The sequence below is a fragment of the Nitrincola tapanii genome, from assembly GCF_008368715.1.
GTDB classification, from domain to species: domain Bacteria; phylum Pseudomonadota; class Gammaproteobacteria; order Pseudomonadales; family Balneatricaceae; genus Nitrincola; species Nitrincola tapanii.
Genome location: NZ_SMRS01000002.1, coordinates 20,365 through 45,133, shown reverse-complemented (window position 1 = coordinate 45,133; position 24,769 = coordinate 20,365). Strand labels below are relative to the sequence as shown.

Genomic DNA, 24,769 nt, shown 5'->3' with positions numbered 1-24,769 from the left:
TGGAAAGGCTCTATTCTGCATGATGATCATTGATATCGAAGCATCCGGTCTGCACCCTGATCTCTCTTATCCGATTGAAATTGGTGTTTGCCGACTCGAAGATCCTGAGCAGTCCTTAAGCTTTTTAATCAAACCCGATGCCAGCTGGCAATACTGGGATGATATTGCTGAAGAGATTCATGGTATTCGCCGCGACGAACTGGAAGAAAAAGGGGTGGACCTGCAAAGCGCCTGCCGCCAGCTCAATGAATTCATCAAAACACAGGTGATCTCGGATGCACCCGATTTCGATTTTATGTGGTTGCGGCGCCTATTTATGACCGCCGGCTTGCCGATGCGCTTTAAAGTCACAGGATTTCATCAATTCTTAAGCAACGAAGATCAGGAACGCGTTCATCATCTAATCGACATTCAAGGCCGCCCTCATCGTGCTCTAGCCGATGCCCGCATGATCGCCCAAACGCTGAAGAAATTCGTTTAGTCTTCACAGCCCAGTGCAATACGAATTCCGCGGGATTCCGTTCGCCCCCGCTTAAGCGATCACGCGGGCCTGCACAGACCTAGACAAAAGCCGTCCGGGTCTATATACTTCGCGCTTCTTTCTTGGGGCAAGCTGCTGAACTGATATGTGTGCGGCCAGCCTCTTTGCTAACTGAGCGGCACGTTTCACGAAACACCTCTCTTCATTTCAGGTAAACATCACAGCATGTCCACAACTGATATCAGCCCCGCCACTTTTGGTGATCTGGGCCTCAGCTCTGCTATTCTCGAAGCTCTGCAAGACGTAGGTTACGAAATCCCTTCCCCGATTCAATCCGGCGCTATTCCACCGCTGCTGGAAGGTCGTGATCTGTTAGGCCAAGCACAAACCGGAACGGGTAAAACCGCTGCTTTTGCGCTGCCTTTATTACAGCGTTTAGATCCGAGCAAAACCCATCCACAACTCTTAATTCTGGCGCCGACCCGCGAACTCGCACTCCAGGTCGCAACCGCCTGTGAAAAATACTCTAAACACCTGGCCGGTATTCGCACCCTCTCCATTTATGGCGGCCAAGGCTATGATGAGCAGCTGCGTGGTTTACGCCGTGGCGCTCAGGTCGTGATCGGCACCCCGGGCCGCGTGATGGATCACATCCGTCGCGGCACTCTAGTGTTAGATCAATTACAAACTCTGGTTCTCGATGAAGCCGACGAAATGCTACGCATGGGCTTTATTGATGATGTCGAGTGGATTCTTGAGCACACGCCAGCTCAGCGCCAGATCGCTCTTTTCTCAGCCACTATGCCGCCGGCCATCCGTCGTATCGCCGAGAACTATCTGTCGAATCCCGCTGTCATCAAGATTGCGAGCCAAACGGCGACTGCCTCCACCATTCGCCAGCGCGTTTGGATGGTACGTGGTATGTCCAAGATCATGGCTTTAACCCGCCTGCTTGAGCTGCGCGAACATGAAGGCGCTTTGATCTTTGTCCGCACGAAAAATGCGACCGAAGAGTTAGCCGAACAGCTCGGACGTGCCGGCTTCCCTGCCGCCGCACTCCATGGCGATATCGCCCAGGCTCAGCGAGAACGTGTTGTCGAGAAGTTAAAGCGTGGTGAGCTGGACATCGTCATTGCGACCGATGTTGTGGCGCGTGGCCTCGACGTTGAGCGCATTACACATGTCATTAACTATGATATTCCTTACGATGCAGAATCCTACATCCATCGTATCGGTCGTACCGGTCGTGCAGGACGCAATGGTGATGCAGTTCTTTTTGTCGCACCTCGTGAACAGCGCTTACTGCAACAGATCGAGCGTACGACGCGCTCTCCGTTGGAAACACTGGAGCTACCCACGGCTAAACAGATCAATGCGCTGCGCGTAGAACGTTTGCAGCAAGAACTGTTAAAAGCCAGTGAAGCAGACGCTTGTCAGCAGTTCTTACCTTTGCTGGAAGGCTTAGCGGCTAACACCGAGCTTACACCGGTTCAGATTGCTGCCGCCGCCCTGCAGTTAATGCACAAGGACAAAGCCTTCTTCCTAGATGAGCGCGAAGTCCCTGTAGCACGTGAGCGTGAACGTCGTCCACGCGATGAAAGTGCGCCTACAGATCGTAAGCGTCGCAGTAGCGGACGTTTTGAAGCGCCTTCTGAAGGCATGCAACGCTATTGGATCGGTGTTGGTCATCAGCACGGCGTGAAGCCTGGCAATATTGTCGGTGCGATTGCCAATGAAGCCGGTGTTGAAAGTCAGTTTATTGGTCGTATCGATATCAACGAATCCTTTAGTACGGTTGATCTCCCCGCCAGCATTCCAGCGGATTTGTTGCAGACGTTGAAACGCGCACGCATCTGCGGTCAGGCTCTGAATATCCGCCCTTGGACTGAAGAAGCCCGTGAAGGTCGTGGCGATCGTGAGCGCCGTTCTTTTAGCAAAGATAAGGGTCCACGCAAACCCAGTGGTAAGCGCAGCAATGCCTCCACTGCGCGTGCGCCACGCTAAGCTCGTAGCAGGCTAGTCGAGAGGAGTAAGCAAACCTCCTGACTCGACATCATGCAAAAACTGCCGGTACTATACCGGCAGTTTTGTTTTAACTAGGTAGTCGGTTTGCGCCAGAAGTTTATTATTACCCTCACCAGTGTTCGTGGTTCACGCCAATACACTCTCAGTCAGGTCGCCGGATACCTGCTCGCTCTATTTCTCATCCTCGCGGCGCTTAGCTTCTTTGTTTCCAATCTACTTTTAGTCAAAACGCGTGAAGATCTCAGTGGTTTAGAGTTACAGAAACAAGCACTTGAAGATCAGTTCAGTGAAGCGCTGGGCACTCAACAATTGTATCTGGAACGCCTGACTGAACTGAGTAACCATTTTGCTGAAACCTTTTATGAACGCAGCCAACTTGAGGAAGAAAACCTACGCTTGGATGCCGACCTCAGTGAATTGGAGTCGCTGCTAGGTTTTATGGGTGAATTACCTCCCCAGGCCACAGCCGCAGAACGTTCCGCACTGCTGAAAGCAGCCAGTATTCAACGTTTGTTTTTGCTGCACTCCATTCCAAATGGTTTACCCATCAAAGGCGTGCGTATGGGTGATCGTTTTGGCTCACGCCTAAATCCCGTCACCAAGCGCCGCAGCCCCCATCACGGCATCGATTTTCCAGCGCCGACAGGCACCCCCATTTACGCAACTGCAGATGGCATCGTCGAGCAAGCCGGATTTGACCAGGGATCAGGCTTTGGTAATTTAATTGTCCTGCAACACAACTTTGGCTTTAAAACCTACTTTGCCCACTTAAGCCGTCTCAGTGTCAAAGCCGGGCAGTATGTGCATAAGGGCCAAAAAATCGGCTATAGTGGCAATACAGGGCGTTCAACCGGCCCCCATCTGCATTATGAAGTACGTCATTTATACTCCCCTATCGATCCGATTCATTTCATCCGCTGGGGGCTGGATAATTTCGAGAGTCTGTTTACAGCTGTAGAGGACATACCTTGGGAATCCTTAAGCGCCATGTATCCGCTCAATCAAAGCGCTCAGCAGTAACCATCATCGCCGAAGGTAATCGCTTCTGTGGAGACACAAAGATTACCGGTAAAATGCATGTTGATGGTCAATTTGAAGGGCATATTCATTCCGATGAAGATATCTCGATCGGCAAACAGGGTTTGATTTCAGGTCAGATTCGAGGTCGGCATATTTTTGTCAGTGGTCGCTTAGAAGGCGAAGTCGTGTGTGACCATCTGCACATTGAGCGTGGCGGCTACGTCACAGCACGTGTGTGCTGCGCACAATTGACCATCGATGCCGAGGGTACCTTTCTCGGTGAGCGCCTGTTACCCGAAACACCCTCTTCCGCTTTGCTGACAGAGCCGGTTAAGCGCTTACAAAATTTTACCGAGATCGACAGTGCAGAGGATGTGATAGACTCTCTGCCGAGTCGCATCACTCTGCGGCCCTAACCCTCTAATCCGTTGACTAAAGGATCTGATCTGCATGTGTGAACTGCTTGGTATGAGTGCCAACGTCCCCACTGATATCTGTTTCAGTTTTACCGGCTTGATGCAACGTGGTGGCGGCACCGGCCCTCATAGAGATGGTTGGGGGATCGCTTTTTATGAGGGCCGGGGCTTACGCGCTTTCCATGACCCCAATCCCAGCATTGACTCGCCTATCGCACGTCTGATTGCCGATTATCCGATTAAAAGCAAAGTGGTGATCAGCCACATTCGCCAAGCCAATGTAGGTCAAGTCTGTTTGGAGAACACCCATCCTTTCAGCCGTGAACTTTGGGGACGCACCTGGTGCTATGCCCATAATGGGCAACTCGATCCTGGATTATTTGAATGGCCTCTCGGCACTTATCAGCCGGTGGGCACCACCGACAGTGAATATGCTTTTTGCTGGCTATTAGGTGAAATTCGTCAACACTTCCCCACCCCTCCCGAGGATAGTCAGCAGTTGGTGGAGTTTATTCATAGCCGTGCTGAACGCTTACGTCAACTTGGCGTGTTTAATATGCTACTCAGTGATGCGTCGTCCTTATACTGTTATTGCTCCAGTAAATTGGCCTGGATTACACGGCGCTCTCCTTTTGGCCAAGCGCATCTGAGTGATTGTGAACTAGCCGTAGACTTTGCCGCTGTGACCACTCCGAATGACATAGTCACCGTGATTGCCACTGAGCCATTAACCTGTAACGAATCCTGGCACAAGCTTGCGCCGGGTGAAATGGTGGTGTTTTTCGAGGGTGAGGTACAGGCCCACCGACTCAGCCCAGCCTCTTCTTGATATCAAGTGGTTCGCCTATGAAAACAATAAATGGCTTACACCCACTGCAAAAAGACTTTGTGCATCTCAATGAGCTCTTTGCGGAGATCTTCCAACGTTATGGTTCGGCACCGGCTTTTGGCCATCTCGGAGCCGAGATCAGCTACAGTCAGCTCGACCGACTCACGCGACGTTTTGCCGCTTGGTTACAATTGAATACTCCACTGAAACCGGGCGATCGACTCGCGGTACAACTGCCGAATCTGATGCAATACCCCCTAGTGTTGATCGCCGCGCTGCGTGCTGGGCTGGTTTTGGTCAACACCAATCCACTCTACACAGCAGATGAGCTGCTGACCCAACTCAAGGACTCAGGCGCTAAAGCAATTGTCGCCTTTACCCCCTTAGCACAGCCCTTAAGTGAAATTATCGCAGAAACCGACATTCACACTGTAATTCTGGCTCAACTAGGTGACCTGCATGGCTGGAAAGGCGGATTGGTGAATCAGATTTTGCGCTGGAAAAAACCCTATCCACCCGCTCATTGGCCTGCTCATCTCAATCCTATCCAGTTGAGTGAACTTCTCAAACAACCTCTGGAACATCATTGGGTGGCCCCGAGCATACAGACCCAGGATCTTGCACTGTTACAATATACCGGCGGCACCACCGGCACCGCTAAGGCGGCCATGCTGACGCACGCCAACCTCCTGGCCAATTTGCAGCAGATCTCTGAATTATTAGAGAGCTATATCACGCCTGGCCGTGAACGCTTACTCCAACCTCTACCTATCTACCATGTTTATGCGTTTATGCTAAGTTTGTCGCTGTTTAGCTTTGGTAGCCGTTGTGAACTAGTGCCGAATCCTCGCGACATTCCAGGCTTAGCCAAGCTTTTCCAACGCTACAAACCTACGTTTTTTGCCGGCATCAATCCGCTGTTTAATGCGCTCTTGCAAAATGATCTTTTCAAGAAACTTAACTTTTCCGACCTGCGTATCACCATCTCAGGGGGGATGGCCCTCAGTCCTGCTTTAGCGGAACAATGGGCCTTGATCACAGGTTGTGATATCGCTGAAGGGTATGGGCTAACGGAGTGTTCGCCAGTCGTCAGTGTCAATCCACCCGATCAGACTGAACTCGGCAGTGTTGGGCCTCTGCTCAGCCGCACCCAAGTCGAAATCCGTGATGAGCAACGGCAGAACCTACCGCAAGGTGCTGTCGGCGAAATCTGGGTCAAAGGCCCACAAGTCATGCTGGGTTACTGGCAACAAACCGAAGAAACACGCCGAGTCTTAGGTGAGGATGGTTGGCTGGATACGGGGGATATTGGCTGCTTTACCGATAGCGGTCGCTTAAAAATCATTGATCGCAGTAAAGAGGTGATCAGTGTTTCGGGATTCAAAGTCTATCCCACCGAACTGGAGAATGTGGTGAACGCCATGCCAGATGTCATGGAGTGCGCAGCCATCGGCTTACCCGATGAACATCACGGTGAGAAGATTAAGCTCTATGTGATTCCCCGCCATGCTCAAGTCAGTGCCGAAGAGATCCGTAATTACTGTCGAGAACGCCTGACCGCCTACAAAATCCCAAAATGCATTGAGTTTTGTGACAGCTTACCACGCACACCAGTTGGCAAGGTTTTGCGCCGCGCCTTACGCCAGCAAGCACTGGAAAAAATCACCCGAGCTCCGAAAACCCCCGTGCAAACACGGGACTAAGCGTGACCGCTTAAACCCGTGTTCAACCTCAGATCCCATGCCAAATTTAATGGGCGGCTAAACGAAAACAGGGGACATAATCCTCATGATTGATTTTCATACGCCGCTGCTCAACAAACGCACTGAGTAACTCGTCTAGCGCAGCAATCACGCTGGCATCTCCCCGTAGCTCAAAAGGCCCATGCTCCTCGATAGCGCGAATTCCTTGCTCCTTGACATTGCCTGCCACAATACCTGACAGAGCACGACGCAACTGCGCCGAAAGTTCGTAATCCGGTTGATGGCGTGAAAGATTTAATCCAGCCATCAATTCATGTGTAGGTTCGAAAGGCTGCTGCAACGCCAGAGGTATCTTTAATTGCCAGTTAAAATGATAGGACTCGCGCTGTGCTTTACGATGCGCCGTCACCTCTGCCAAGCCTAAACGCATCTGCGCAGCCACTTGGTGTGCATCCCCTACGATCACTTGATACAAGCTCTGTGCCCGCGCACCGAGTGTTTGTCCGATGAACCGATCGACCGTCTCGAAATACCCTTCGCTTCCCTCTGGTCCCGTAAAAATCAGTGGGAAGGGCACCTCTCGATTCTCTTCACGCAGCAGAATACCCAGGATATAAAGGATCTCTTCCGCCGTACCGGCACCGCCTGGAAAAACAATAATCCCATGCCCAACACGCACAAATGCCTCTAAGCGCTTCTCGATATCCGGCATGATCAAGAGTTCATTAACGATGGGATTGGGAGATTCCGCAGCAATAATCCCAGGTTCCGTAATCCCCAAATAACGACCCTTGGCGATACGCTGTTTACTATGAGCGATGGTCGCGCCTTTCATCGGCCCTTTCATCGCACCCGGCCCACAACCTGTGCAGATATTGAGTTTTCTAAGCCCTAACTCATATCCCACCTTTTTGGTGTACTCATATTCAACCCGGTCGATTGAATGGCCTCCCCAGCAAACCACCATATCGGGTTTAACATGGGGTCGCATCGCACCGGCATGGCGCAGAATATGAAACACAAGATTGGTCGTGCGTTCCGATTCGCCCAAACCATCACAGCAGTTATCCAACTCATCTTGGACATAGAGCAGATCACGTAACACAGAGAACAGGTGTTCACGTATCCCCTGAATGATCTCACCATCCACAAAAGCAGACGCGGGCGCATTGTGCAGATCCAACTGCACATCACTGAACTTGGTACTGATCGACACATCAAAATCACGGTAACGGTCGAGTACTTTGCGTGTACTGTCCATCTCACTGCCGGTATTGAGTACCGCCAGCGCGCATTGACGAAAAAGTGCATAGAGCCCGTTATTGCTGCGATCCTGTAAACGAGCAACTTCGTAGGGAGACAGGGTATCAAGACTGTCAATCGGGGTCACACTGGCATTTACAAATACTTCGGTCATCATCTCTGACCTCCTTTGCGGCTTCCCAAACATTTTCAGTGTACTACGAAAAGATGACACTTTTGCAAGTGCAAAATTTTGTCAGCAAGCCTCTGTTTCGGCTCAGCAATTTCGACCCCAGATAAAAATTGCCAAATCAGAAGAGTTGATTTAGTTTAAAGAAAAGCCTCTGCAAAGGAATTGAGCGATGAGCGCATCCAAAGCGTCAAGACTGTACATCCTCGACACCAATGTTCTATTGCACGATCCTAAATGCCTGTTTGAGTTTAAAGAACAGGATGTTGCCATCCCTATGACGGTGCTTGAAGAGCTGGACGACATCAAGGATCGCAAACAAACCGTCGCACAAGAAGCCCGTCACGCCATCCGCATTATCGATTCGATCCTCAGCACCGCCACCTCTTCAGAACAGATCACCAAGGGGGTACGCATTCTTCTACCCGGTGTTGATCGGGAAATTCGCCTCGGGCGCTTGAGCATCTTCCCCGATCATGAGCTGACGGCGCGCGCGGGATTTTTGCCGGATGAGCGCAACAAAGACAACAAAATCATCAACTGCGCGCTACATCTGCAAGCCACCTTCCCGCATCGTCAAGTCGTTCTGGTCACCAAAGATATCAACATGCGTTTGAAGGCTCTCGGTGCCGGACTCAAGCGTGTGGAAGACTATCGTACGGATCAACTGGTGTCAGATCTCGATCTGTTGCCTGAAGGTTATCAATACCTGGACACCCCTTTCTGGGAAGGGGTGGACAAGGTGAACTCCTATCAAGACGGTGGCCAGACCTTTCATAAAGTCGATGTCAGCTTGCTGCCCAACACCTATCCCAACGAATATATCTATGACAGCAGCAAGGACTTTGCCGCCCGCACCGTGGCCGTTAAAGATCAAGAAGTCACGCTACTGGATTTAGGCTATTCGCACTTGATGAATCAGAGCTGCTGGGGCATTCAACCGATTAATATTCAGCAAGCCTTTGCTATGCAGTCTATGCTCGATCCTGACATAGATCTGAGCATCTTCTTAGGCTCAGCCGGTTCGGGTAAAACTCTGATTGCCCTGGCCTGTGCATTAGAAATGGTGATTGAAGAGGGACGCTACAACAAAATCATTGTGACACGTTCAACGCCTCCCGTCGCCGAAGACATCGGCTTTTTACCTGGCACTGAAGAAGAGAAAATGACGCCCTGGTTAAGCTCAATCAACGACAACCTGGAAGCGATGCATGAACAGGATGAGCGCCCACAAAGCAGTGTGAAATACGCCCTGGAAAAAGCCAATATCCAATTCAAATCACTCAATTTCATTCGCGGTCGCAGCATCCAGAATGCGGTGGTTTTGATCGATGAAGCTCAGAACCTCACCCCACAACAGTTGAAAACCATTATCACACGTTGTGGTAAAGGGACTAAAATGGTCTGCCTCGGGAACTTGGCACAGATAGACTCCAACTATTTGACCCCACTGACTTCAGGTCTGACCTATATTGTCGAACGCTTTCGTGATTTTGAAGGGGCGGCGAGTGTGCACTTTGAAGGTGTATTCCGCTCACGTCTGGCTGAGTTTGCTGAAGAAAATCTTTAATTTTGTGATTAGGAAAGATGCTCATGTCTGAAACGGATCTGATCCGTCTACTGAATCAAGGCCCGGTGGAGTTTAGTCAAGTGATGGCCGTTATCGATGGCCACTATGACTTCACTCCCACCGCCTTTAAAAATGGTGCCCAGGAAAATGCGGCGAACAGCAATAATGGTTCCTGCAAAATTTTTGCTTTTGCCAAACGCCATCAGTTAAGTGCACAAGCCACGTTGCATGCCTTTGGTGCTTATTACACTGACGATGTGCTGAAGCATCCAGACGCGACGGATCATCAGAATATTCGTCAGTTTATGCAGCAAGGCTGGGAAGGAATCCAATTTGCAGGCGAAGCCTTGCAGCCTAAATGTTGAAACCCACGTTAACGGACCTAGACTTAAGTGTATATCCGACTTATATTAGATCTTTATTAATTAAAGCAACGTCATGGAGACAGATATGAGTTTGGATCGCTGGGTTTTCGCGTTTGCAGGTAGCTTCATTCTAATCAGTGTGGCTTTGGCACACTTTGTCAGTCCTTACTGGTTATTCTTAACCGCATTTGTTGGTCTGAATATGCTGCAGACCGCTTTCACGGGTTTTTGCCCTCTGGCAATCGTCCTGAAAAAATTGGGTGTGAAGCCTGGTCAGGCATTTAATTAAGTTCTAGATCAATACCTAAAAAGCCCAGAGACTGCGATGCATTTTCGCAAATCTCTGGGCTTTTTTATGGATGAATCCTGCGGGATGACAGACCCTCTGTCCCTTCTCAACACCACAGCGACTCAACCCCACTACCCGCTCAGTTATGAGCGAACTTAACGGTAAGTGCGCGGTTTAAGCACCTCAGGTTTTAGGAAATCTTTACCTCCAGTATTTTCGTGATCCCCCAATAACTGACCCTGATGTTCTAGACCATACTGTGTGTGAGTATGGAAGGTATCCAGGTACTTTTCACGTGTCTCAACCACATCACCGGTATAACGAGGATCCTGTGGACGCTCCTGACGGTTAATATAGGCCGCCAGATCCCAGGAGTCCTGAACACTTAAACTGCGTGGCTGGCCCAAAGGCATGTTGTGATGGATAAAGCCCGCCAGGGTGAACACACGGGAAATCCCCGCGCCCCAGTTATAAGAGTCATCGCCCCAAAGGGGTGGGAATTGCACCTCACCTCGCACCTTCAGCCCCTGGCCATCCTCAGCATGGCACAGGCTACAGTGAACCTGATACAAATCAGCGCCCTTCTCCCAGGAAGCTTCACGCTCAGGTTTCTCGATGGGATAACCACGCCCATAGAGCGTGTTGCCTGGCTGATAAATTGGCACCCCTTTCGCCAGCCAATTATGATACGCAGCCAAGGCCAACATATTGTCGCTACCATATTCAGGGGGCGTACCATTCATTGAGTAGCTGAAACAACCGGCAATGCGCTCTTCCAGGTTATTAACATGATCATTTTTGGGACGATAGTCCGGCAGCGTCACAGCGGCCGCCCAGATAGGGGTTGCAAAAGGCAGGCGCCCTTCCCCAAGATGGCAACTGCTGCAATTCATATCATTAAAGACATTCTCGCCACGTAACTGTTGTGTATTGACGAAGAGATCATGACCGCGACGAATCACACGCTTTAATTCAGGATGCAGATTAGACGCCTCCAGATCCTCCAGCGTTGGAGGTGTATGCACATACTGTCCCTCCTTAGGTTCTGGAAACGTCACCTGCCAAGGATTTTCTTGTGCCTGAGAGACTACACTGACCGTGCTCAGAGCCAGGACTAAAATCGAGTACTTGGGAAACATAACAGAACTCCTTTAATTAGCCTGACTTGGTTGCAGAGATAACCAAGCAGATACCGCTTGAATATCGCGCTCACTCATACGAGAAGCAATCGGCACCATCAAATTTTGTGGATCATTCTTGCGCACACCCGCTTGCCAATCTTTGAGCTGACGCGCTAAGTAACCGGCATGCTGCCCGGCAATACCGGGAAAGTGTTCTCCTGCGCCTTGATTATCCGGACCATGACAAGATTGGCAGGAGGGAATATACAGATCCCAATCCCCCTGAGTGGCCAACTTCTCGCCTCGCGCCAGCAAATCAGCATCCGCCGCTTCACCGCCTTTTCCCTGAGTCGCGGGCAGCTGGCTGAAATAGACAGCCACATCCCGCATCTGCGTATCATTCAGCATGGCTGCAAAGGGTGCCATGGAAGCATTCACCCGTTGTCCCTCTTTAAACTCAACCAGCTGCTTATATAAATAGGCTGCATCCAAACCCGCTAAGCGTGGCCAAGACTCACCTCCAGGCATATGCATCCCACTGCCATCTGCTTGATGACAGGCCATGCAAACAGCCGCCGCTATCTTGCCTTGCTCCGCGCTCCCCTCAAATGCCCAGCTCGGCGTGAACATTGTTAGAGATATCAGCCCCCCCAACATGCTGGATAGAACTCTTTTCCTCATCTCGCATCCTCTTTTTTGTTTTCTAGCGACTGCAGGATCGCTGCGGCGATAACCTTAACGAAAAGAGGGAATAGCCACCATTGGCAAAATCTTGGTCTGTCTAAAGGATTCTTTAGTTACTGATAAAAGTCGACAAACGAGAATTAGAGCTCGTTAATTTAATAAAATCTGATGTAAGATTAGATTTGACTATTATATTGATAAAAAGAATAAGCTTATTCTTTTTTGAGATAGGTAGTAGTATAGCTTCACGGTTCAGGAGCAAAGCTCCAAACTTTACCCACAAAGGAGAAATAAGATGGCTTTACGTTTAGGCGATACCGCACCTAACTTTAAAATTGCAACCACTCAGGGTGACATCGACTTCCACGAATGGAGCGGTGATTCTTGGGTCTTCTTCTTCAGCCACCCTGCCGACTTTACACCGGTCTGCACGACCGAGATGGGCCGTACAGCACAGCTGGCCGCTGAATTTGCAGCGCGCAACACTAAGTCTCTGGGTTTGTCGACCGACTCTGTTGAAGAGCATCTGAAGTGGATTGCAGACGTAAATGACACCCAGAATACCACTCTGGAATTCCCAATCGTTGCCGATGAAGATTTCAAAATTTCTGAACTCTACGACATGATCCATCCGGGCGAGAGTGAAACCGCTGCTGTACGTAGTGTCTTTATCATTGATCCAAACAAAAAGATTCGTTTGATCATGACCTACCCTATGTCTTGTGGCCGTAACTTTGATGAAATCCTGCGTGTCATTGATGCTCTGCAGCTGAGTGACGCAAAACGTATCGCTACTCCAGCGGATTGGAAAAAAGGTGACGAGGTGATTATTCCTCCTTCAATTTCCAACGAAGCCGCAAAAGACATCTTCCCACAGGGTTGGAATGAACTGCGTCCCTATCTGCGCCTGACGAAGGTGTAAATCGTCTCTTAGGTTGTCGTCAACTGGGTGCTTCGGCACCCAGTTTCATCGCTCCTTTAAATAACCTAGGCTCAAAGCACGCCTGATCAAAGTCGCTATAGAATCGACACCCAATTTTTGCATCAGATGAAAACGGTGCACATCCACTGTTTTAGTACTAATCCCTAATTCAGCAGCACACTGCTTAGTTGTTTTGCCCGTGATGAGCGCATCAAAGACCTCCTGCTCGCGAGGTGTCAGCGTCTGTAAACAGCGTAAAAAGCTTTGTTGATTTTGTTTCTGTTCGAGTTGTTCTTCTTGCCAGCGTAAAGCGCCTTGTACCGACTCCAAAAGCTCTTGATCACGGAAAGGTTTTTCAAAGAAGTTCCAGGCACCGGCACGCATGGCTCGCACCGCCATGGCGATATCTCCATGTCCTGTCATAAAAATAACCGGTAGATGAGGCATGCGCGTCTGCAAGAGTTGTTGTACCTCCAATCCGCTCATGTCCGGCATACGAATATCTAACAACACACAAGCGGGATTCTCGTCCTCTAAGGCCTCTAAAAAAGTTTGAGCCCGCGCAAAATCTCGGACTTGCAGATCAATCGATTCTAATAACCAACGCAATGACTGGCGTACGATCGGTTCATCATCCAGTACCCAAATCACTGGAGAGGGGGTAGATTTCATTTAAGCCTTCTCCTCAAACGCGACAGCGGTTAAGGGTAAGAACAAAGTGGCATGCGTCCAACCCTTTGAGCGCGTTAAAGTCAGACGACCACCCTGACGTTCGGCCAGGCTGCGACTGAGCGATAAACCCAATCCCATGCCCTGGGACTTAGTAGTATAAAAAGGTTCAAACATCTGTGCTTCGTGTTCGATTGGCCAATCTGGACCTTGATCAGAGCAGATAAAAACGGCCTCTTGCCCCTGCTGATAGACTTCAAATCTCAACTGACGCTGCTCGATCGGCTGTTTGACCACAGCCTCCAAGGCATTACTGAGCAAGTTAAGTAAGATCTGTAGACCTTGAGTGGGGTGCAGATTCACTTGAAGGCTATCTGGCGCATCAGGTCGCTCCCAATCCACCTTAACCTCCTGAGCCGAGAGTGCGCTTTGACTCAAAGCATAGGCCTCCTCCACTAAGCGACACAAACTTACGCATTGTGTCACGCCATCTTCTTTACGCATAAATCGTCGCAATTGTCGAATCAACTCACCGGCATGATCCGCTTGCTGAACAATTTGCTGCGTTGTCTCTCTCAGAGCCTGGCGCTGCTTCAACAAGATTTCATCTTCTTTATCGTAATAACGTAAACATCCTTGCGCAAAATTGTGGATCGCCGTTAAGGGCTGATTGAGTTCATGCGCTAAACCCGCCGTTAATTCGCCCATTAAAGTCACACGCGATAGATGCTCCACTTCACGCTGACGAAGAGCCAAATCCTGCTGAGCTTGCAAGCGGGCCTGGGTTTCTTGCTCGAGCGCCAGCGTACGTTGACGTACTAAATACTCACTGCGAATCTGATGTAAAAAAGATAACAATACTAAGCCACAAGCGAAGATCAGATAAAAACGATACTCATACAACCAAGCGCTAATCGGGTTACGTGGAAAAGCGGCATAAGGCCCCAAACGCAACCGTTCAAACAAGGCATAGACACTTTGGTAACTCGCAGGAGGCAACCAATCACTGTAACTGTCTCCAAATACAGCCGGCTCAGCGGCCATCAAGGCTCGAGCCACTTGGCGGGTCACAATAGGATCTGCCCTAAGTGTGCGAGCAAAGGGCCAGCCAGGATAAATCGGCGTAGAGGTCATGCAGGCATAATGATCGACCGATTTTGCAGCAATGACTTTTACATCACTGAGATAAAGCAGGCCCTGCTCTTCCATAAGTTCTGGCAAACAGCTTCGGACAACAACCGCATCCAACTCGCCTGCCAAAAGCTTTGAGATTAATGCCTGCATCGGAAAACCCAAAAACTCTACCTGCTTTTCCCAACTTGAACGTTCTATACCGGCCAGTTCCAACTCATCCAAGAGCAATTGATAACCCCCAAAAGCCTCGGCAGCGACAGCGCCGATACGTTGATCTTTCAAATCATAGAGTGTCTGCAGATCGTTTCTGTCTGCACGCGTGAGCAACACACTGCTCACCTGGTGCAAAGGCAAGCCTGCGTGAAAATGCTGCAAGCTGGCTAGAGGGGCGAGAGCGTGGCGAGTCGATAACTCAACATAGTGACCAGGATTGGTAATCACAAAATCTAGCGCTAGTGTCTGCAAAGCTAGATCCATCTCTTGCCAATTTAACGGTAGCAGCTCTATCCGATAATGGGGCAGTGCACTCTGCAAACCATGTAAAGTCGGTAACCAATGCTTCTGGAAATCAACAGTATGTTGCCAATCCAAAATTCCAATTTGTATGGGTTTGATCTCCTGCAGGGGCTGCGCTGAACTAGATGTCATCATACCTGCAGAAAACAGACTTAGAAGCGTGATAAGTCGGATCAGGATTTGGCAACGTAACAAAAAGTGTTTCCTCAGTGTATTCATATAATGAGTATTGATCAGTATGCCTGACACACAACTTCTCTGGTTAGGGCAGGATCTTCGTCTCGATGATCAGCCTCTCTTTCATCTCGCAGCCCAAAACTCACAACCCTTACTTTGTGTCTATGTGTTGGATCCACTTGAGCTGCGTCCTAATCGGTATGGTTTCGCGCCGATGGGCTCGCAACGCTTAGCTTTTTTACTCCAGGGTATTCAAGATCTTGACCAAAGCTTAAGCAAACTTGGACAGAAGCTACACCTTCTGATTGGAGATCCACTTGAGCAACTCACCCAGCTCATTACTCAGGAAAACATCGGCTCGGTTTTGCGCAGCCGCCACTCAACTTGGAATGAGCAACAACTCTGGAATCAACTCCAAAAGCGCTTTCCGTATCTGCATTATCAACAACCTGACTCACGCACACTGTTTAGCCTAGACACTCTGCCGGTTAAGCTCGATCCCTATCCGAAAAGCTTCTCACAGTTTCGCCGCCAGGTCGAAAAACAGGCCTACTCAGTCACCCCGCTCGCGCCCCCTCAGCAGCTCCCGCCAGCACCCAGATTACAGACACAGTATCCCGGTGATTTAGCGCTCAAGCCCGCCAGACCTTTACTCTTTCAAGGTGGCGAAACCTCAGCACAGGCACACCTTCACACCTATTTCAGCAGTGAGGCTGCTTCGAGTTATAAGGAAACCCGCAATGCTTTGCAGGGCTGGACCCTGTCAACCAAGTTTTCGTTTGCGCTCGCCCAAGGCAGTTTATCACCCAGGCGAATCCTGCAGAGTTTACACGCCTACGAACAGCGCCAAGGTGCTAATGAATCCACCTATTGGATCTATTTTGAACTCCTTTGGCGCGAATACTTTCAATGGTATGCACAGGCACACGGAGTCGCTCTGTTTCGTTTTCGTGGTTTAAATACGCATCGTCCCTTAACCAGTTTTTATCCACAAGCGTTTAAATCCTGGTGCGAAGGAACAACGCCCTGGCCACTGGTCAATGCCTGTATGAAAGAGTTAAAAGCGACCGGTTATATGTCAAACCGTGGCCGCCAACTGGTGGCCAGCTGCCTGGTTAATGAGTTGGCGCTAGATTGGCGTTGGGGAGCGGCTTGGTTTGAACACCATCTCCTCGATTATGATGCCGCCAGTAACTGGGGGAATTGGCAGTATCTAGCGGGAGTCGGTGCCGACCCACGCGGACAAAGACAGTTTAATCTAAATAAACAGGCCCAGGTTTACGATCCCAATGGGGATTTCGTTCGCACTTGGCAAGGTGATCAGGGGAAGCGCCCGCTCTATCAAGTGGATGCAGCAGACTGGCCTATTTAAATCGAACCGGGCAGCTTTGGCGCAAAGATTTTTGTAAACGCCAAGCGGCCCAAGCTCGATAAGCCTTATTGGCCATCCAAAAGACGCCGGGCAGGCGGATCAGGGCAACGATCAGACCCAGCCCGGCTAATCGCCAATACACCAGAGTGGCCTCTAAGCCTTTGACAAAACTCTGGCCATTCCACAGATGGATCTCCTGCATCATCTGCTCTTTACTAACCCCTTGCCAGCCATAAAAACCTGGCTGGTTAATATCGATTAAAGCGACCTGACCGACCAAGCGTTTGCGTAAATGTCGAATTTCGCGCTGACACAAACCGCAGCTGCCGTCGTAAAAGAGTTTGTATCGGGGTTCTGACATCATCGGATCTCTGATTTAATTCTTATTTCTTTACGTGATGGAGCCTTAATAAGATCATGTTTGCGCTCACCTCTCGCATCCACTTCAGCCAGCTTGAAGACAGCGCCCAAGCGCTGACGCACTTCATCCAACAATACCCTAAACTCATGCTGCTGACGGGAGCCGGGATGAGTACCGATTCAGGCATTCCAGCCTATCGCGATGCCAAGGGCCAGTGGCAGCATGCTGCGCCAGTCCAACATCAAGCTTTTATGCAACAACGCTCTGTACGTCAGCGCTATTGGGCACGAAGCCTACTGGGCTGGTCTGTGATACGTGATGCACAACCTAACGCCGCGCATTTCCATCTTGCGCAACTGGAGCAAAAAGGTCATGTCACCTGCCTCGTCACTCAGAATGTTGATCGTTTGCATCAAAAAGCCGGATCACGTCAGGTCATTGATCTGCATGGACGTTCAGATCGAGTGTGCTGTATGTCCTGTGGTTATAGCTTGAGCCGAGATCAGCAGCATCAACGTTGCCTACAACTCAATCCAATGCTGAGCCTACCCAACCTGCAAGGTCGCACCAAGCCCGATGGAGATGCCGATTGGGAGGAAGATTTTAGCCATTTTCAGATCGCCGACTGCCCCGAATGTGGCGGAATCCTGAAACCGGATGTGGTGTTCTTTGGTGATAATGTGCCACGTGAACGCGTGGAACACGCTAAACAAGCCCTGCATGAGAGTGATGCCCTCGGCGTGATAGGTTCCTCCTTGATGGTCTATTCCGGCTTAAGATTCTGCCGTTATGCACGGGATTTAGGTAAACCGCTGTTTATTCTGACGCAAGGCGTGACACGCGCAGATGATCTCGCGCAACTGAAATTAGATACCGATATTCAAGCCACGCTCACGCGCACTCTGGCGGCTTTGCCGATTCTTTAAATCAGAAAAGACTGATATAACTAATTGAATATTCGATTGTTTTAATATAAATCCTGCGCTGGCCTGGGTTTTGGGTAACTGCTACACTCCCGCGCCTCTGATCCTGAAATCGAGTGATTAGAGGCCATGGACGTCCACTCTTGACTCTCAGACCTATTCCTCATAGATTTCAGGGCTATTTGTCGAATATAACAAGAGTAAACGACTTGAGCCTTTTGCTACGCTTTCTACAAACCCTGAGAGGGTTTGTCTTCACTTCCATCATGGCGGTGGCCCTCGCCGTCTTTCTCGGTGTCACCCTTGCGGCGTCACTGCTTTACGAAAACATCCTCAGCCGCCAGGCGAAAGAAACGTCGGAAGCGATTGCCAGCTACACCTTTGACACCATGTTTCAAGTGATGCGTAAAGGCTGGACACGTCCCGAATTGGAAGAGTTTATCGCCAGTACCCAAGACGCTTTTACCGACACCCCTTTTCAAATCACACTCTTTCGTGGCGAAAAAGTGAAAGAGATCTATGGCACCGTGGAAGACCAGAAACTAGATGCCGCGGTTGAAAACAGCTTTGTCACTGGGGAAGGTGCCGTGCTTGAAGAGCACGGCGGGGTACGTCGCCTCTTCCCTCTGCAAGCTCGTTACGAATGTTTGAGCTGTCATGTCAATGCCGAGCTGGGTGATGTGCTGGGTGTCATCGATCTACGCCAAGATTTACAAGCCATCAGTAGCGAAATCCGGCGTGATTATGTTGTGCTCTTCCTGTTTTTCTCTGTACTCACCATCGCGCTGGCCACGGTCATTTCCGCATTTGCGACCGGCCGGATCAAACGCTCCATGGAAGGTTTCAGTGAGCGTATTCAAGCAGTGAATACCGTTACCGATTTCAAAGAGCTGAATGTGAATGATATGAACTTCTACTTCCAGGAGTTCAACCAGACCTTCAGCCAACTGCGTATCCTGATTGAGCGCTTAAAAGATGTGGCCGTCGATAAAGATATTCTGGAATTTGAAATTCGGCTCCTAGGCAAATTTATTATCACCTCGGATGTGGTCAAGGATTGGCGCGACTTTATTAAGGATCTGCTGATCGAGATCAATACCATTATCAAAGCCCATACTCTGGTCACGATTTTCCAAGTCGAGGATGAAGGTTATGAGCTGGAAGTCTTCTGGTACCAAGACATTTGTCAGGACACACGCCTGCAATTTGAAGCCGTGGTCAGCCGCCAACTCTGCAGCCATCCTCACTTCCGTGACGATGTAAAAATTCTGCGCATCGTCCACCACATTGCCCGTCCGAATGCCTGCAGTGAAGATGAGAAGCTGCGCCTGAGCAGTGAGGATATTGAGCTGCAAACTAAATCCTTGTTGCTGGAGACACCCAAGATTGGGGGGGTTGTCGGGATTGGCGTGCAATCAGAGATGGCACGTGATCCCATCCGCCATATTGTCATCGACAGTATCCTGACCACCTTGTTAAATCTCGTAGGTTCGGTCAAAGCCATCTACAAATACACCAAAGATCTCGAATACTATGCAACACGAGATCCAATGACCGGTTTACACAATCAACGTATGTTCCGTGAGCTCCTAGGCTATGAAGTGGGTCGTGCCACACGCCACCATGAAGAGTTCAGTTTGCTGATGCTGGATCTGGATAACTTTAAAAGTGTCAATGACCGTTACGGCCATGCCTTTGGGGATCAGTTCTTATCGAGCTTTGCTCAGGTCTTAGAAACGGCTGTCCGTCCAGGCGATATGGTGGCCCGCTACGGTGGGGATGAATTCACCATTATTCTGCCCGAAGCCGGCGAGAAACAAGCACTCTCGGTATCACGTCGTATCGCTACACGTTTAGAGAAATTAGCCCTCAAAACCCCTGATGGCCAAACCGTGCGTGCCACCACCTCTATCGGTATTGCCGTCTATCCCCGCCATGCCAAAGATCCCAAAGACCTCTTTGTCATGGCCGACAACATGATGTACAAGGCTAAACGCAGCGGTAAAAACCAGATTGCCATCCCGGATGACAATGAGATTGCCGATATCTTCAAAGAGATGGGTGAAAAGAGCCTATTGGTACTGAATGCTCTAGAAGAACAACGCATCCTTCCCTATTTCCAACCCATCATTGATCTGGCGACAGGTGAGGTTCTGATCCATGAGCTACTGATGCGTATCGACCTGGGTGAGCGCATCATTTCTGCCGGCGAGTTTATCGATGTCGCGGAATCCATAGGTGTTGTGCATAAAATGGACTATCTGCTGATCGAGAAAGCCTTTGAGCAGATGGAAGAGCAAAACTACCAGGGTATGCTGTTTATCAACCTTTCACCTAAATCAATGATCCTGAATGAATTTTTAGCGCGAGTCCGGCGCTTAGCACTGGATTATTCGATTGATCCTAAACGTATTGTATTTGAGCTGACAGAGCGTGAAACCGTCAGCAACATGGCGCTCTTGGAAAAATTTGTCCTCGATCTCAAGCTCGAAGGCTTTAACTTTGCGATCGATGACTTTGGCACTGGCTACTCCTCTTTCCACTACATTAAGCATTTCCCGATCGATCTGATCAAAATTGAAGGTGAATTTATTCGTAACATGCTCAGTGACGAGAAAGACATGGCCTTTGTGAAAAGCAGCGTGACCCTGGCACAGAGCCTGAATATCAAAATCGTTGCAGAATATATCGAAGATGAAGCCTTGATGCAGGCGGTAAAAGAGTTAGGAATCCACTACGGTCAGGGTTATCACATTGGCAAACCCAGCCCAACCTTACTCATCCCAGAGTCCATATAATAAAAAACGCCTCACTTAGATTGAACGTCTAAGTGAGGCGTTGCTCAGTGAACCAAATGCAAGCGCTTAACGCAGTTCAGGCTGCAAGCGATTCTTCACCTGCTCCAAACCACCAAACATAAAATCATTCGCGGTTAAGCTGCCGTTGGTCACGGTTTTTAACGCCAACTGTTTCTGTTTACCGGACACAAAACTGGCTAAACGATCACAGGCATCCTGATTACGAAAGACTGCCGCAAGATCTGACTGACACTCCCCCTTAATCAAGGCATACAACTCATTCGCCGACTGGTTAGGCTGGCCATTCGCTTGAGCATAACGCGCCTGTAGGGTCAGCAAACGGTTCACGGCTCCCTGATCTTTGAGTTCCAGATCCAACTGGCTTAATCCCGTGGTGGCCGCCATCTGCGCCAAGATTCCGCTCAAAGCCACAACATTCTCTGGGTCGCTCTGTAACTGCTGTAATAGCGGTCCAAACATACCCGAGAAAGCCGTTGTGCCACTCAAACTCAAGAGTTCGGGTTGATCCAAAGACAGAGTCAAACCGGCCAACTGCTCATTCAACTGCCAGCGCATCGCCACCGAAAAAGGCGGAAGCTCCTGACGTCCGGTATTGTACGCCAACATCATAATCGGGCTATCTTGATAGGCAGAGCGCAGTTGATTCTGCTCTCTTTGATCACGCTGCATCGAAGGGAAGCTGACTTTTTCAAGCTGAATCCCGGCGGCACGTACAGCCTTTTCCGGTGCATTAAACCCGTTTAACACCACACGCTCCGCATCCATCAGATAGAGAGTAGGTCCACGCCAACCCTGCTCGGTATAGTTGATCTTCAGGTTACGGATACTGATCTCTCCACCCAAGGGCGAGGAGTTCACAGCTGACCAGGTCACGTAGGGCAACAAATTGGCTTGTGCAAGTTTTGCTTTTAACTCCTGCTCGGCTTTACCCGAGGCAAAAGCCGAAAGGCCAAACCATCCACCCCCCACTAACACTACAACACCCACACCGACGCCTGCCGCCAGGGTGGTTTTCGATAGATTACTCATGCACAACCCCGTTTATTCATAGTCGCCGGATTCAAAACGTGTAATGACAGCCTGCGCCGCTTCAGGTGACCAATTCGCATCCCCCATCTGGCTACGCATGATCTGCAAAGCATTAAATTGATCCAAGCAACGGCTATCCGCGCAAGGACTCAACAGCTGCGGTGTCAAAACCGACAAGGGTAGCCCTTGTTTGTCCTGACGCTTAGCATCTAAACGCAGAGTACCCGTGAATTGATACCAACCACTTTTTAACTCTTCAGCAGACTGCAAGAGCGCCGGATAGGGCGCCTCGACCGACCACTCGCCCTCTTGCGCTTTACGTCCCACTTGGATGATCTGGCGATATTCCAGCTGGCTACCTTTCATCAAGCGCAGGTAATCTCCCCCAAACAGATCAAACTCCACCTCACGAACCCAATCCTGTAGGCGCTGAGCATCGGTTTGTCGATTCAGATACTCGAACTGGTTGAGCGCTTGAGATTGACGTTGCGCTTCACGTTGTGCGGCAAACTGACGCTCACGCTGCGCTTGCGCTTCCTGCTGCAAACGCTCACGTTCTAGACGCTCTTGCTCGCGTTGAGCGGCTAAGGCTTCACGATGTTCACGCTCAAACAGATGGTTGTTACCCTGCTGTAAGTTAAAAACAAAGTGCTCTTGGCGGTAGGGCTTATTCAGCGTGATGCTGTAAAGCAGATCGGGGTTTTGATTATGATGATTCCCTTCAAACCAAGCTTGTGGGGCTTTTAAAGCCGTAAAGCTGATATGGCTGACGCGTGATCCCACCAGAGGTGCCAACTTTTCGTTGCCCACTTGAATGACGGCTTGGATCTGCTCAGCATCACGGAAAAGATCGATTTTTTCCGTTAACGCCAGAAGTCTGGGGCGTTCAAAGTTCCAGGCCGCAGACGGGCCATGATAACGCCCTTCCGCGAGATAATGGACCTGACGCGCAGAATCACTGCCTAGATAAACATAGATAAACTGGTTAGCTAGGATATGTTGCAGTGTGAAGTCTGGACGGATGTTGATAAATGCTTGACCATCCTTAAAGACTGCCTCGATGCGCCCAAGATTCATTCCATCGGAGCGACTGATCTGCCACTGGCCTTGCCCTTGAGCCAACCCATCCTCAGCACAGTGAATACCGCTTGACTGATTACGAATAAACTCCGCCGTCACATTAAAGGATAGGTTAGTGTTAAACACACATCCCTGCTGATCTTTTAAGGGTAGGCTAAAGCTCTGTGCGGCCAGTGTATCGGCCGAACTTCTCGGCATCCAATCTGCTACCGCAAACATCGGTGGCGCAGCGGTTGGCTCAGGCGCAATCACCTCCGCCACTTGCGCGGCGATGACTTCTGCAGCGGGGGTTTCTGTGATCTGAACCTCTGCAACTTGAGCTTCTGCCGCTTGAGGCGCCTCAGCGGTGGCCGCAACGGTTTCAGCAGCGACAGCCTCAGGTGCGGGCGCAGCGACCTGATCCGCCTCAACAGCCACCACTGGGGCCGTCACTTCAGGGGCGGCCACAGCTGCCACATTAGGCCCTGGTGGCAGCGGAGCACTCGGGGCTGGACTCGCCGCGACCTGAGCTGGCGCTGAGGTGAGCTGCCAGCCAGCAGCCTGCGTGATCTGGCCTTGCTGCAGTGTGTTACCCTCTGCCGCAATGCTGTACCAACGTGCCTCCTTAGCGGCCGGACATTCACGATCGATCAACGCACCGATACGCGGCATCATCTGCTCGAGAACAGCTTTATCTGCCGCACCCTTATCCTGAAAACGCAAGGTCAGACTCGGTGCACACCAAGCCACTCCGTCTGCATGCTCGACAAAAACTTCCAATTGCGCGCTTTGCGAAAAGGCTAAGCGATACTCAGCCGCCTGCGCTGGCAGCGCAACCGCAGCTGCAATCAAACTGGTTAGTAAACGTTTTTTCACGATCAGGCTCCGTATTAGATCAATTCCCAAGCACCATCAGCCGCTTGACAGGCCTTGACCTGAGTTGACTCGGCAGAGCCCGCCGCCTGAATATCGTATTGCAAAGTACGGCACTGAGTGGCCGCCTGAACCTGATCTGTAGTGACGGTGAGGTTATCCAGATCAAAACCACTTTGATCTGCGTTATTTCGGCTCACCACCAGGGTATCCAAATCTGTGCCGGTGGCTTGTTGTGCCACCACGGGTCGCACCAGGGGTGCATAGATATAGCCCACATTCACTCCACGGCGCCCGACCGCGATCCAATCATTATCCGTGCGGCCCAAGGCGGTAAAACTGGTGCCCGCCGCGAGACTCCCGATGCGATCTGAAGTGGTCGAAGGTGCACTGCGAATATTGACGCCCGCCGTGGTTTCATAAGGTGCGTTCAGCAGGGTTAAGTTCGGCACACTCTGGACACGGGTCGTACGCTGCATGCTTGCGGCCTGCGTACGCGTTTCAGTGGCGACTGGGGTGATCTGTGCAGTCGCTCCTGAGTGCTCAGACTGCCAGTATATCGTCTGGCCATCTTGGCCCGACATCAATGCTGCCTGGGTCTGCATCTCTAACGCACGACGATCACGCTCATCCAAGCTGGCACCGATATGTTTACCAATCATGCCCCCAGCAATGGCACCGGCGAGCATGGCTAAACGACGCCCGTCACCACCACCCACCTGGCTTCCAATCAAAATACCGGCACCGGCACCGATCACAGTACCTAAATTTTCTTTGCTGAATAGAGTGTTTTGCTGTGTGGCGTTACAGCCTGCCAGAGTGAAAGAGGCACTGAGGAGTGCAACCGCTAACGCTTTAGGTTTCATGCTAAAAATCCTTCTTAATCGAGGGTGAGACACCTGGGAAGAAAGGACAGCACGACGGCATGACCGCCCTATCCCTGGCAGAATTCCGTTCTAAACTAACTTGACCACTTTAAA

At 50.4% G+C, this 24,769-nt stretch carries 22 protein-coding genes; 13 read left to right on the top strand and 9 right to left on the bottom strand.

Annotation, left to right across the window (positions count from 1 at the left end; translation table 11 throughout):
* Positions 1–19 precede the first annotated feature (19 nt).
* From E1H14_RS02895 to E1H14_RS02870, 6 genes are all read left to right on the top strand, one after another.
* Positions 20–481, top strand: a complete 462-nt coding sequence (locus E1H14_RS02895; protein WP_160142007.1) for a 3'-5' exonuclease — start codon at positions 20–22, stop codon at positions 479–481.
* Between the two features lie 225 nt (positions 482–706).
* Positions 707–2,485, top strand: coding sequence for a DEAD/DEAH box helicase (locus tag E1H14_RS02890; RefSeq protein ID WP_149389965.1), 1,779 nt, complete (start codon positions 707–709; stop codon positions 2,483–2,485).
* A 105-nt stretch (positions 2,486–2,590) separates the two neighbouring features.
* On the top strand, positions 2,591–3,526 hold the full coding sequence (locus E1H14_RS02885; protein WP_149389964.1) for a M23 family metallopeptidase: 936 nt from the start codon (positions 2,591–2,593) through the stop codon (positions 3,524–3,526).
* Entirely contained in the window at positions 3,475–3,942 is a 468-nt protein-coding gene (locus E1H14_RS02880; protein WP_149389963.1) for a bactofilin family protein, read from the top strand. Before E1H14_RS02885 ends, E1H14_RS02880 begins: the two co-directional genes overlap by 52 nt.
* Before the next feature lie 34 nt (positions 3,943–3,976).
* Positions 3,977–4,771: a class II glutamine amidotransferase gene (locus E1H14_RS02875; RefSeq protein ID WP_149389962.1), complete on the top strand. Its 795-nt coding sequence runs from the start codon at positions 3,977–3,979 to the stop codon at positions 4,769–4,771.
* A 17-nt stretch (positions 4,772–4,788) separates the two neighbouring features.
* The gene (locus E1H14_RS02870) at positions 4,789–6,474 is read left to right on the top strand and encodes an AMP-binding protein (protein ID WP_149389961.1); all 1,686 of its coding nucleotides are present in this window, start codon (positions 4,789–4,791) and stop codon (positions 6,472–6,474) included.
* A 46-nt stretch (positions 6,475–6,520) separates the two neighbouring features.
* On the opposite strand, the gene ppnN is transcribed toward E1H14_RS02870, so the two are convergent.
* Positions 6,521–7,894: a nucleotide 5'-monophosphate nucleosidase PpnN gene (gene ppnN, locus E1H14_RS02865; protein ID WP_149389960.1), complete on the bottom strand. Its 1,374-nt coding sequence runs from the start codon at positions 7,892–7,894 to the stop codon at positions 6,521–6,523.
* A 184-nt stretch (positions 7,895–8,078) separates the two neighbouring features.
* Here ppnN and E1H14_RS02860 point away from each other — a divergent pair, with 184 nt between their 5' ends.
* The 3 genes from E1H14_RS02860 to E1H14_RS02850 all read left to right on the top strand — a co-directional run bounded on the left by E1H14_RS02860 (position 8,079) and on the right by E1H14_RS02850 (position 10,130).
* Positions 8,079–9,476 (top strand): PhoH family protein, encoded by a 1,398-nt coding sequence (locus E1H14_RS02860; RefSeq protein ID WP_149389959.1) that lies wholly within the window; start codon positions 8,079–8,081, stop codon positions 9,474–9,476.
* A 23-nt stretch (positions 9,477–9,499) separates the two neighbouring features.
* On the top strand, positions 9,500–9,841 hold the full coding sequence (locus tag E1H14_RS02855) for a HopJ type III effector protein (protein WP_149389958.1): 342 nt from the start codon (positions 9,500–9,502) through the stop codon (positions 9,839–9,841).
* A gap of 85 nt (positions 9,842–9,926) precedes the next feature.
* A complete protein-coding gene (locus E1H14_RS02850; RefSeq protein WP_149389957.1) occupies positions 9,927–10,130 on the top strand; it encodes a YgaP family membrane protein in 204 nt (67 codons plus the stop codon).
* Between the two features lie 155 nt (positions 10,131–10,285).
* On the opposite strand, the gene E1H14_RS02845 is transcribed toward E1H14_RS02850, so the two are convergent.
* A complete protein-coding gene (locus E1H14_RS02845) occupies positions 10,286–11,269 on the bottom strand; it encodes a c-type cytochrome (protein ID WP_149389956.1) in 984 nt (327 codons plus the stop codon).
* 12 nt (positions 11,270–11,281) lie between these two features.
* Complete coding sequence (locus E1H14_RS02840; RefSeq protein WP_149389955.1) at positions 11,282–11,932, bottom strand: c-type cytochrome; 651 nt, start codon at positions 11,930–11,932, stop codon at positions 11,282–11,284.
* Between the two features lie 298 nt (positions 11,933–12,230).
* Here E1H14_RS02840 and E1H14_RS02835 point away from each other — a divergent pair, with 298 nt between their 5' ends.
* Complete coding sequence (locus tag E1H14_RS02835; protein WP_149389954.1) at positions 12,231–12,857, top strand: peroxiredoxin; 627 nt, start codon at positions 12,231–12,233, stop codon at positions 12,855–12,857.
* A gap of 45 nt (positions 12,858–12,902) precedes the next feature.
* On the opposite strand, the gene E1H14_RS13135 is transcribed toward E1H14_RS02835, so the two are convergent.
* On the bottom strand, positions 12,903–13,529 hold the full coding sequence (locus E1H14_RS13135) for a response regulator transcription factor (RefSeq protein WP_149389953.1): 627 nt from the start codon (positions 13,527–13,529) through the stop codon (positions 12,903–12,905).
* Positions 13,530–15,371, bottom strand: a complete 1,842-nt coding sequence (locus E1H14_RS02825) for a sensor histidine kinase (protein WP_160142006.1) — start codon at positions 15,369–15,371, stop codon at positions 13,530–13,532.
* 43 nt (positions 15,372–15,414) lie between these two features.
* Here E1H14_RS02825 and E1H14_RS02820 point away from each other — a divergent pair, with 43 nt between their 5' ends.
* On the top strand, positions 15,415–16,725 hold the full coding sequence (locus E1H14_RS02820; RefSeq protein WP_149389951.1) for a DASH family cryptochrome: 1,311 nt from the start codon (positions 15,415–15,417) through the stop codon (positions 16,723–16,725).
* Here the strand turns inward: E1H14_RS02820 and E1H14_RS02815 are convergent.
* The gene (locus E1H14_RS02815) at positions 16,718–17,086 is read right to left on the bottom strand and encodes a thiol-disulfide oxidoreductase DCC family protein (protein ID WP_200834014.1); all 369 of its coding nucleotides are present in this window, start codon (positions 17,084–17,086) and stop codon (positions 16,718–16,720) included. The genes E1H14_RS02820 and E1H14_RS02815 overlap by 8 nt on opposite strands.
* Positions 17,087–17,142: 56 nt before the next feature.
* On the opposite strand from E1H14_RS02815, the gene E1H14_RS02810 reads away from it, so the two are divergent.
* Together E1H14_RS02810 and E1H14_RS02805 are read left to right on the top strand one after the other, a co-directional pair.
* Positions 17,143–18,012 (top strand): NAD-dependent protein deacetylase, encoded by an 870-nt coding sequence (locus tag E1H14_RS02810; RefSeq protein WP_149389949.1) that lies wholly within the window; start codon positions 17,143–17,145, stop codon positions 18,010–18,012.
* 206 nt (positions 18,013–18,218) lie between these two features.
* The gene (locus tag E1H14_RS02805; protein ID WP_235017370.1) at positions 18,219–20,807 is read left to right on the top strand and encodes a putative bifunctional diguanylate cyclase/phosphodiesterase; all 2,589 of its coding nucleotides are present in this window, start codon (positions 18,219–18,221) and stop codon (positions 20,805–20,807) included.
* A 66-nt stretch (positions 20,808–20,873) separates the two neighbouring features.
* On the opposite strand, the gene E1H14_RS02800 is transcribed toward E1H14_RS02805, so the two are convergent.
* Genes E1H14_RS02800 through E1H14_RS02790 form a run of 3 tightly spaced genes read right to left on the bottom strand, consistent with a single transcriptional unit; the run spans position 20,874 to position 24,655 of the window.
* Complete coding sequence (locus tag E1H14_RS02800; RefSeq protein WP_149389948.1) at positions 20,874–21,857, bottom strand: hypothetical protein; 984 nt, start codon at positions 21,855–21,857, stop codon at positions 20,874–20,876.
* 12 nt (positions 21,858–21,869) lie between these two features.
* Positions 21,870–23,792, bottom strand: a complete 1,923-nt coding sequence (locus tag E1H14_RS02795; RefSeq protein WP_149389947.1) for a hypothetical protein — start codon at positions 23,790–23,792, stop codon at positions 21,870–21,872.
* Between the two features lie 14 nt (positions 23,793–23,806).
* Positions 23,807–24,655, bottom strand: coding sequence for an SH3 domain-containing protein (locus E1H14_RS02790; RefSeq protein ID WP_149389946.1), 849 nt, complete (start codon positions 24,653–24,655; stop codon positions 23,807–23,809).
* Positions 24,656–24,769 lie beyond the last annotated feature (114 nt).

What these genes read in the sequence shown, in the direction of transcription:
- E1H14_RS02870 (WP_149389961.1), top strand. Translation starts at nt 4,789, where the DNA reads ATGAAAACAATAAATGGCTTACACCCACTGCAAAAAGACTTTGTGCAT.
- E1H14_RS02840 (WP_149389955.1), bottom strand. Translation starts at nt 11,932, where the DNA reads ATGAGGAAAAGAGTTCTATCCAGCATGTTGGGGGGGCTGATATCTCTA.
- E1H14_RS02820 (WP_149389951.1), top strand. Translation starts at nt 15,415, where the DNA reads ATGCCTGACACACAACTTCTCTGGTTAGGGCAGGATCTTCGTCTCGAT.
- E1H14_RS02790 (WP_149389946.1), bottom strand. Translation starts at nt 24,655, where the DNA reads ATGAAACCTAAAGCGTTAGCGGTTGCACTCCTCAGTGCCTCTTTCACT.
- E1H14_RS02845 (WP_149389956.1), bottom strand. Translation starts at nt 11,269, where the DNA reads ATGTTTCCCAAGTACTCGATTTTAGTCCTGGCTCTGAGCACGGTCAGT.
- E1H14_RS02895 (WP_160142007.1), top strand. Translation starts at nt 20, where the DNA reads ATGATGATCATTGATATCGAAGCATCCGGTCTGCACCCTGATCTCTCT.
- E1H14_RS02860 (WP_149389959.1), top strand. Translation starts at nt 8,079, where the DNA reads ATGAGCGCATCCAAAGCGTCAAGACTGTACATCCTCGACACCAATGTT.
- E1H14_RS02850 (WP_149389957.1), top strand. Translation starts at nt 9,927, where the DNA reads ATGAGTTTGGATCGCTGGGTTTTCGCGTTTGCAGGTAGCTTCATTCTA.
- E1H14_RS02810 (WP_149389949.1), top strand. Translation starts at nt 17,143, where the DNA reads ATGTTTGCGCTCACCTCTCGCATCCACTTCAGCCAGCTTGAAGACAGC.
- E1H14_RS02890 (WP_149389965.1), top strand. Translation starts at nt 707, where the DNA reads ATGTCCACAACTGATATCAGCCCCGCCACTTTTGGTGATCTGGGCCTC.
- E1H14_RS02800 (WP_149389948.1), bottom strand. Translation starts at nt 21,857, where the DNA reads ATGAGTAATCTATCGAAAACCACCCTGGCGGCAGGCGTCGGTGTGGGT.
- E1H14_RS02875 (WP_149389962.1), top strand. Translation starts at nt 3,977, where the DNA reads ATGTGTGAACTGCTTGGTATGAGTGCCAACGTCCCCACTGATATCTGT.
- E1H14_RS02815 (WP_200834014.1), bottom strand. Translation starts at nt 17,086, where the DNA reads ATGTCAGAACCCCGATACAAACTCTTTTACGACGGCAGCTGCGGTTTG.
- E1H14_RS13135 (WP_149389953.1), bottom strand. Translation starts at nt 13,529, where the DNA reads ATGAAATCTACCCCCTCTCCAGTGATTTGGGTACTGGATGATGAACCG.
- E1H14_RS02835 (WP_149389954.1), top strand. Translation starts at nt 12,231, where the DNA reads ATGGCTTTACGTTTAGGCGATACCGCACCTAACTTTAAAATTGCAACC.
- ppnN (WP_149389960.1), bottom strand. Translation starts at nt 7,894, where the DNA reads ATGATGACCGAAGTATTTGTAAATGCCAGTGTGACCCCGATTGACAGT.
- E1H14_RS02855 (WP_149389958.1), top strand. Translation starts at nt 9,500, where the DNA reads ATGTCTGAAACGGATCTGATCCGTCTACTGAATCAAGGCCCGGTGGAG.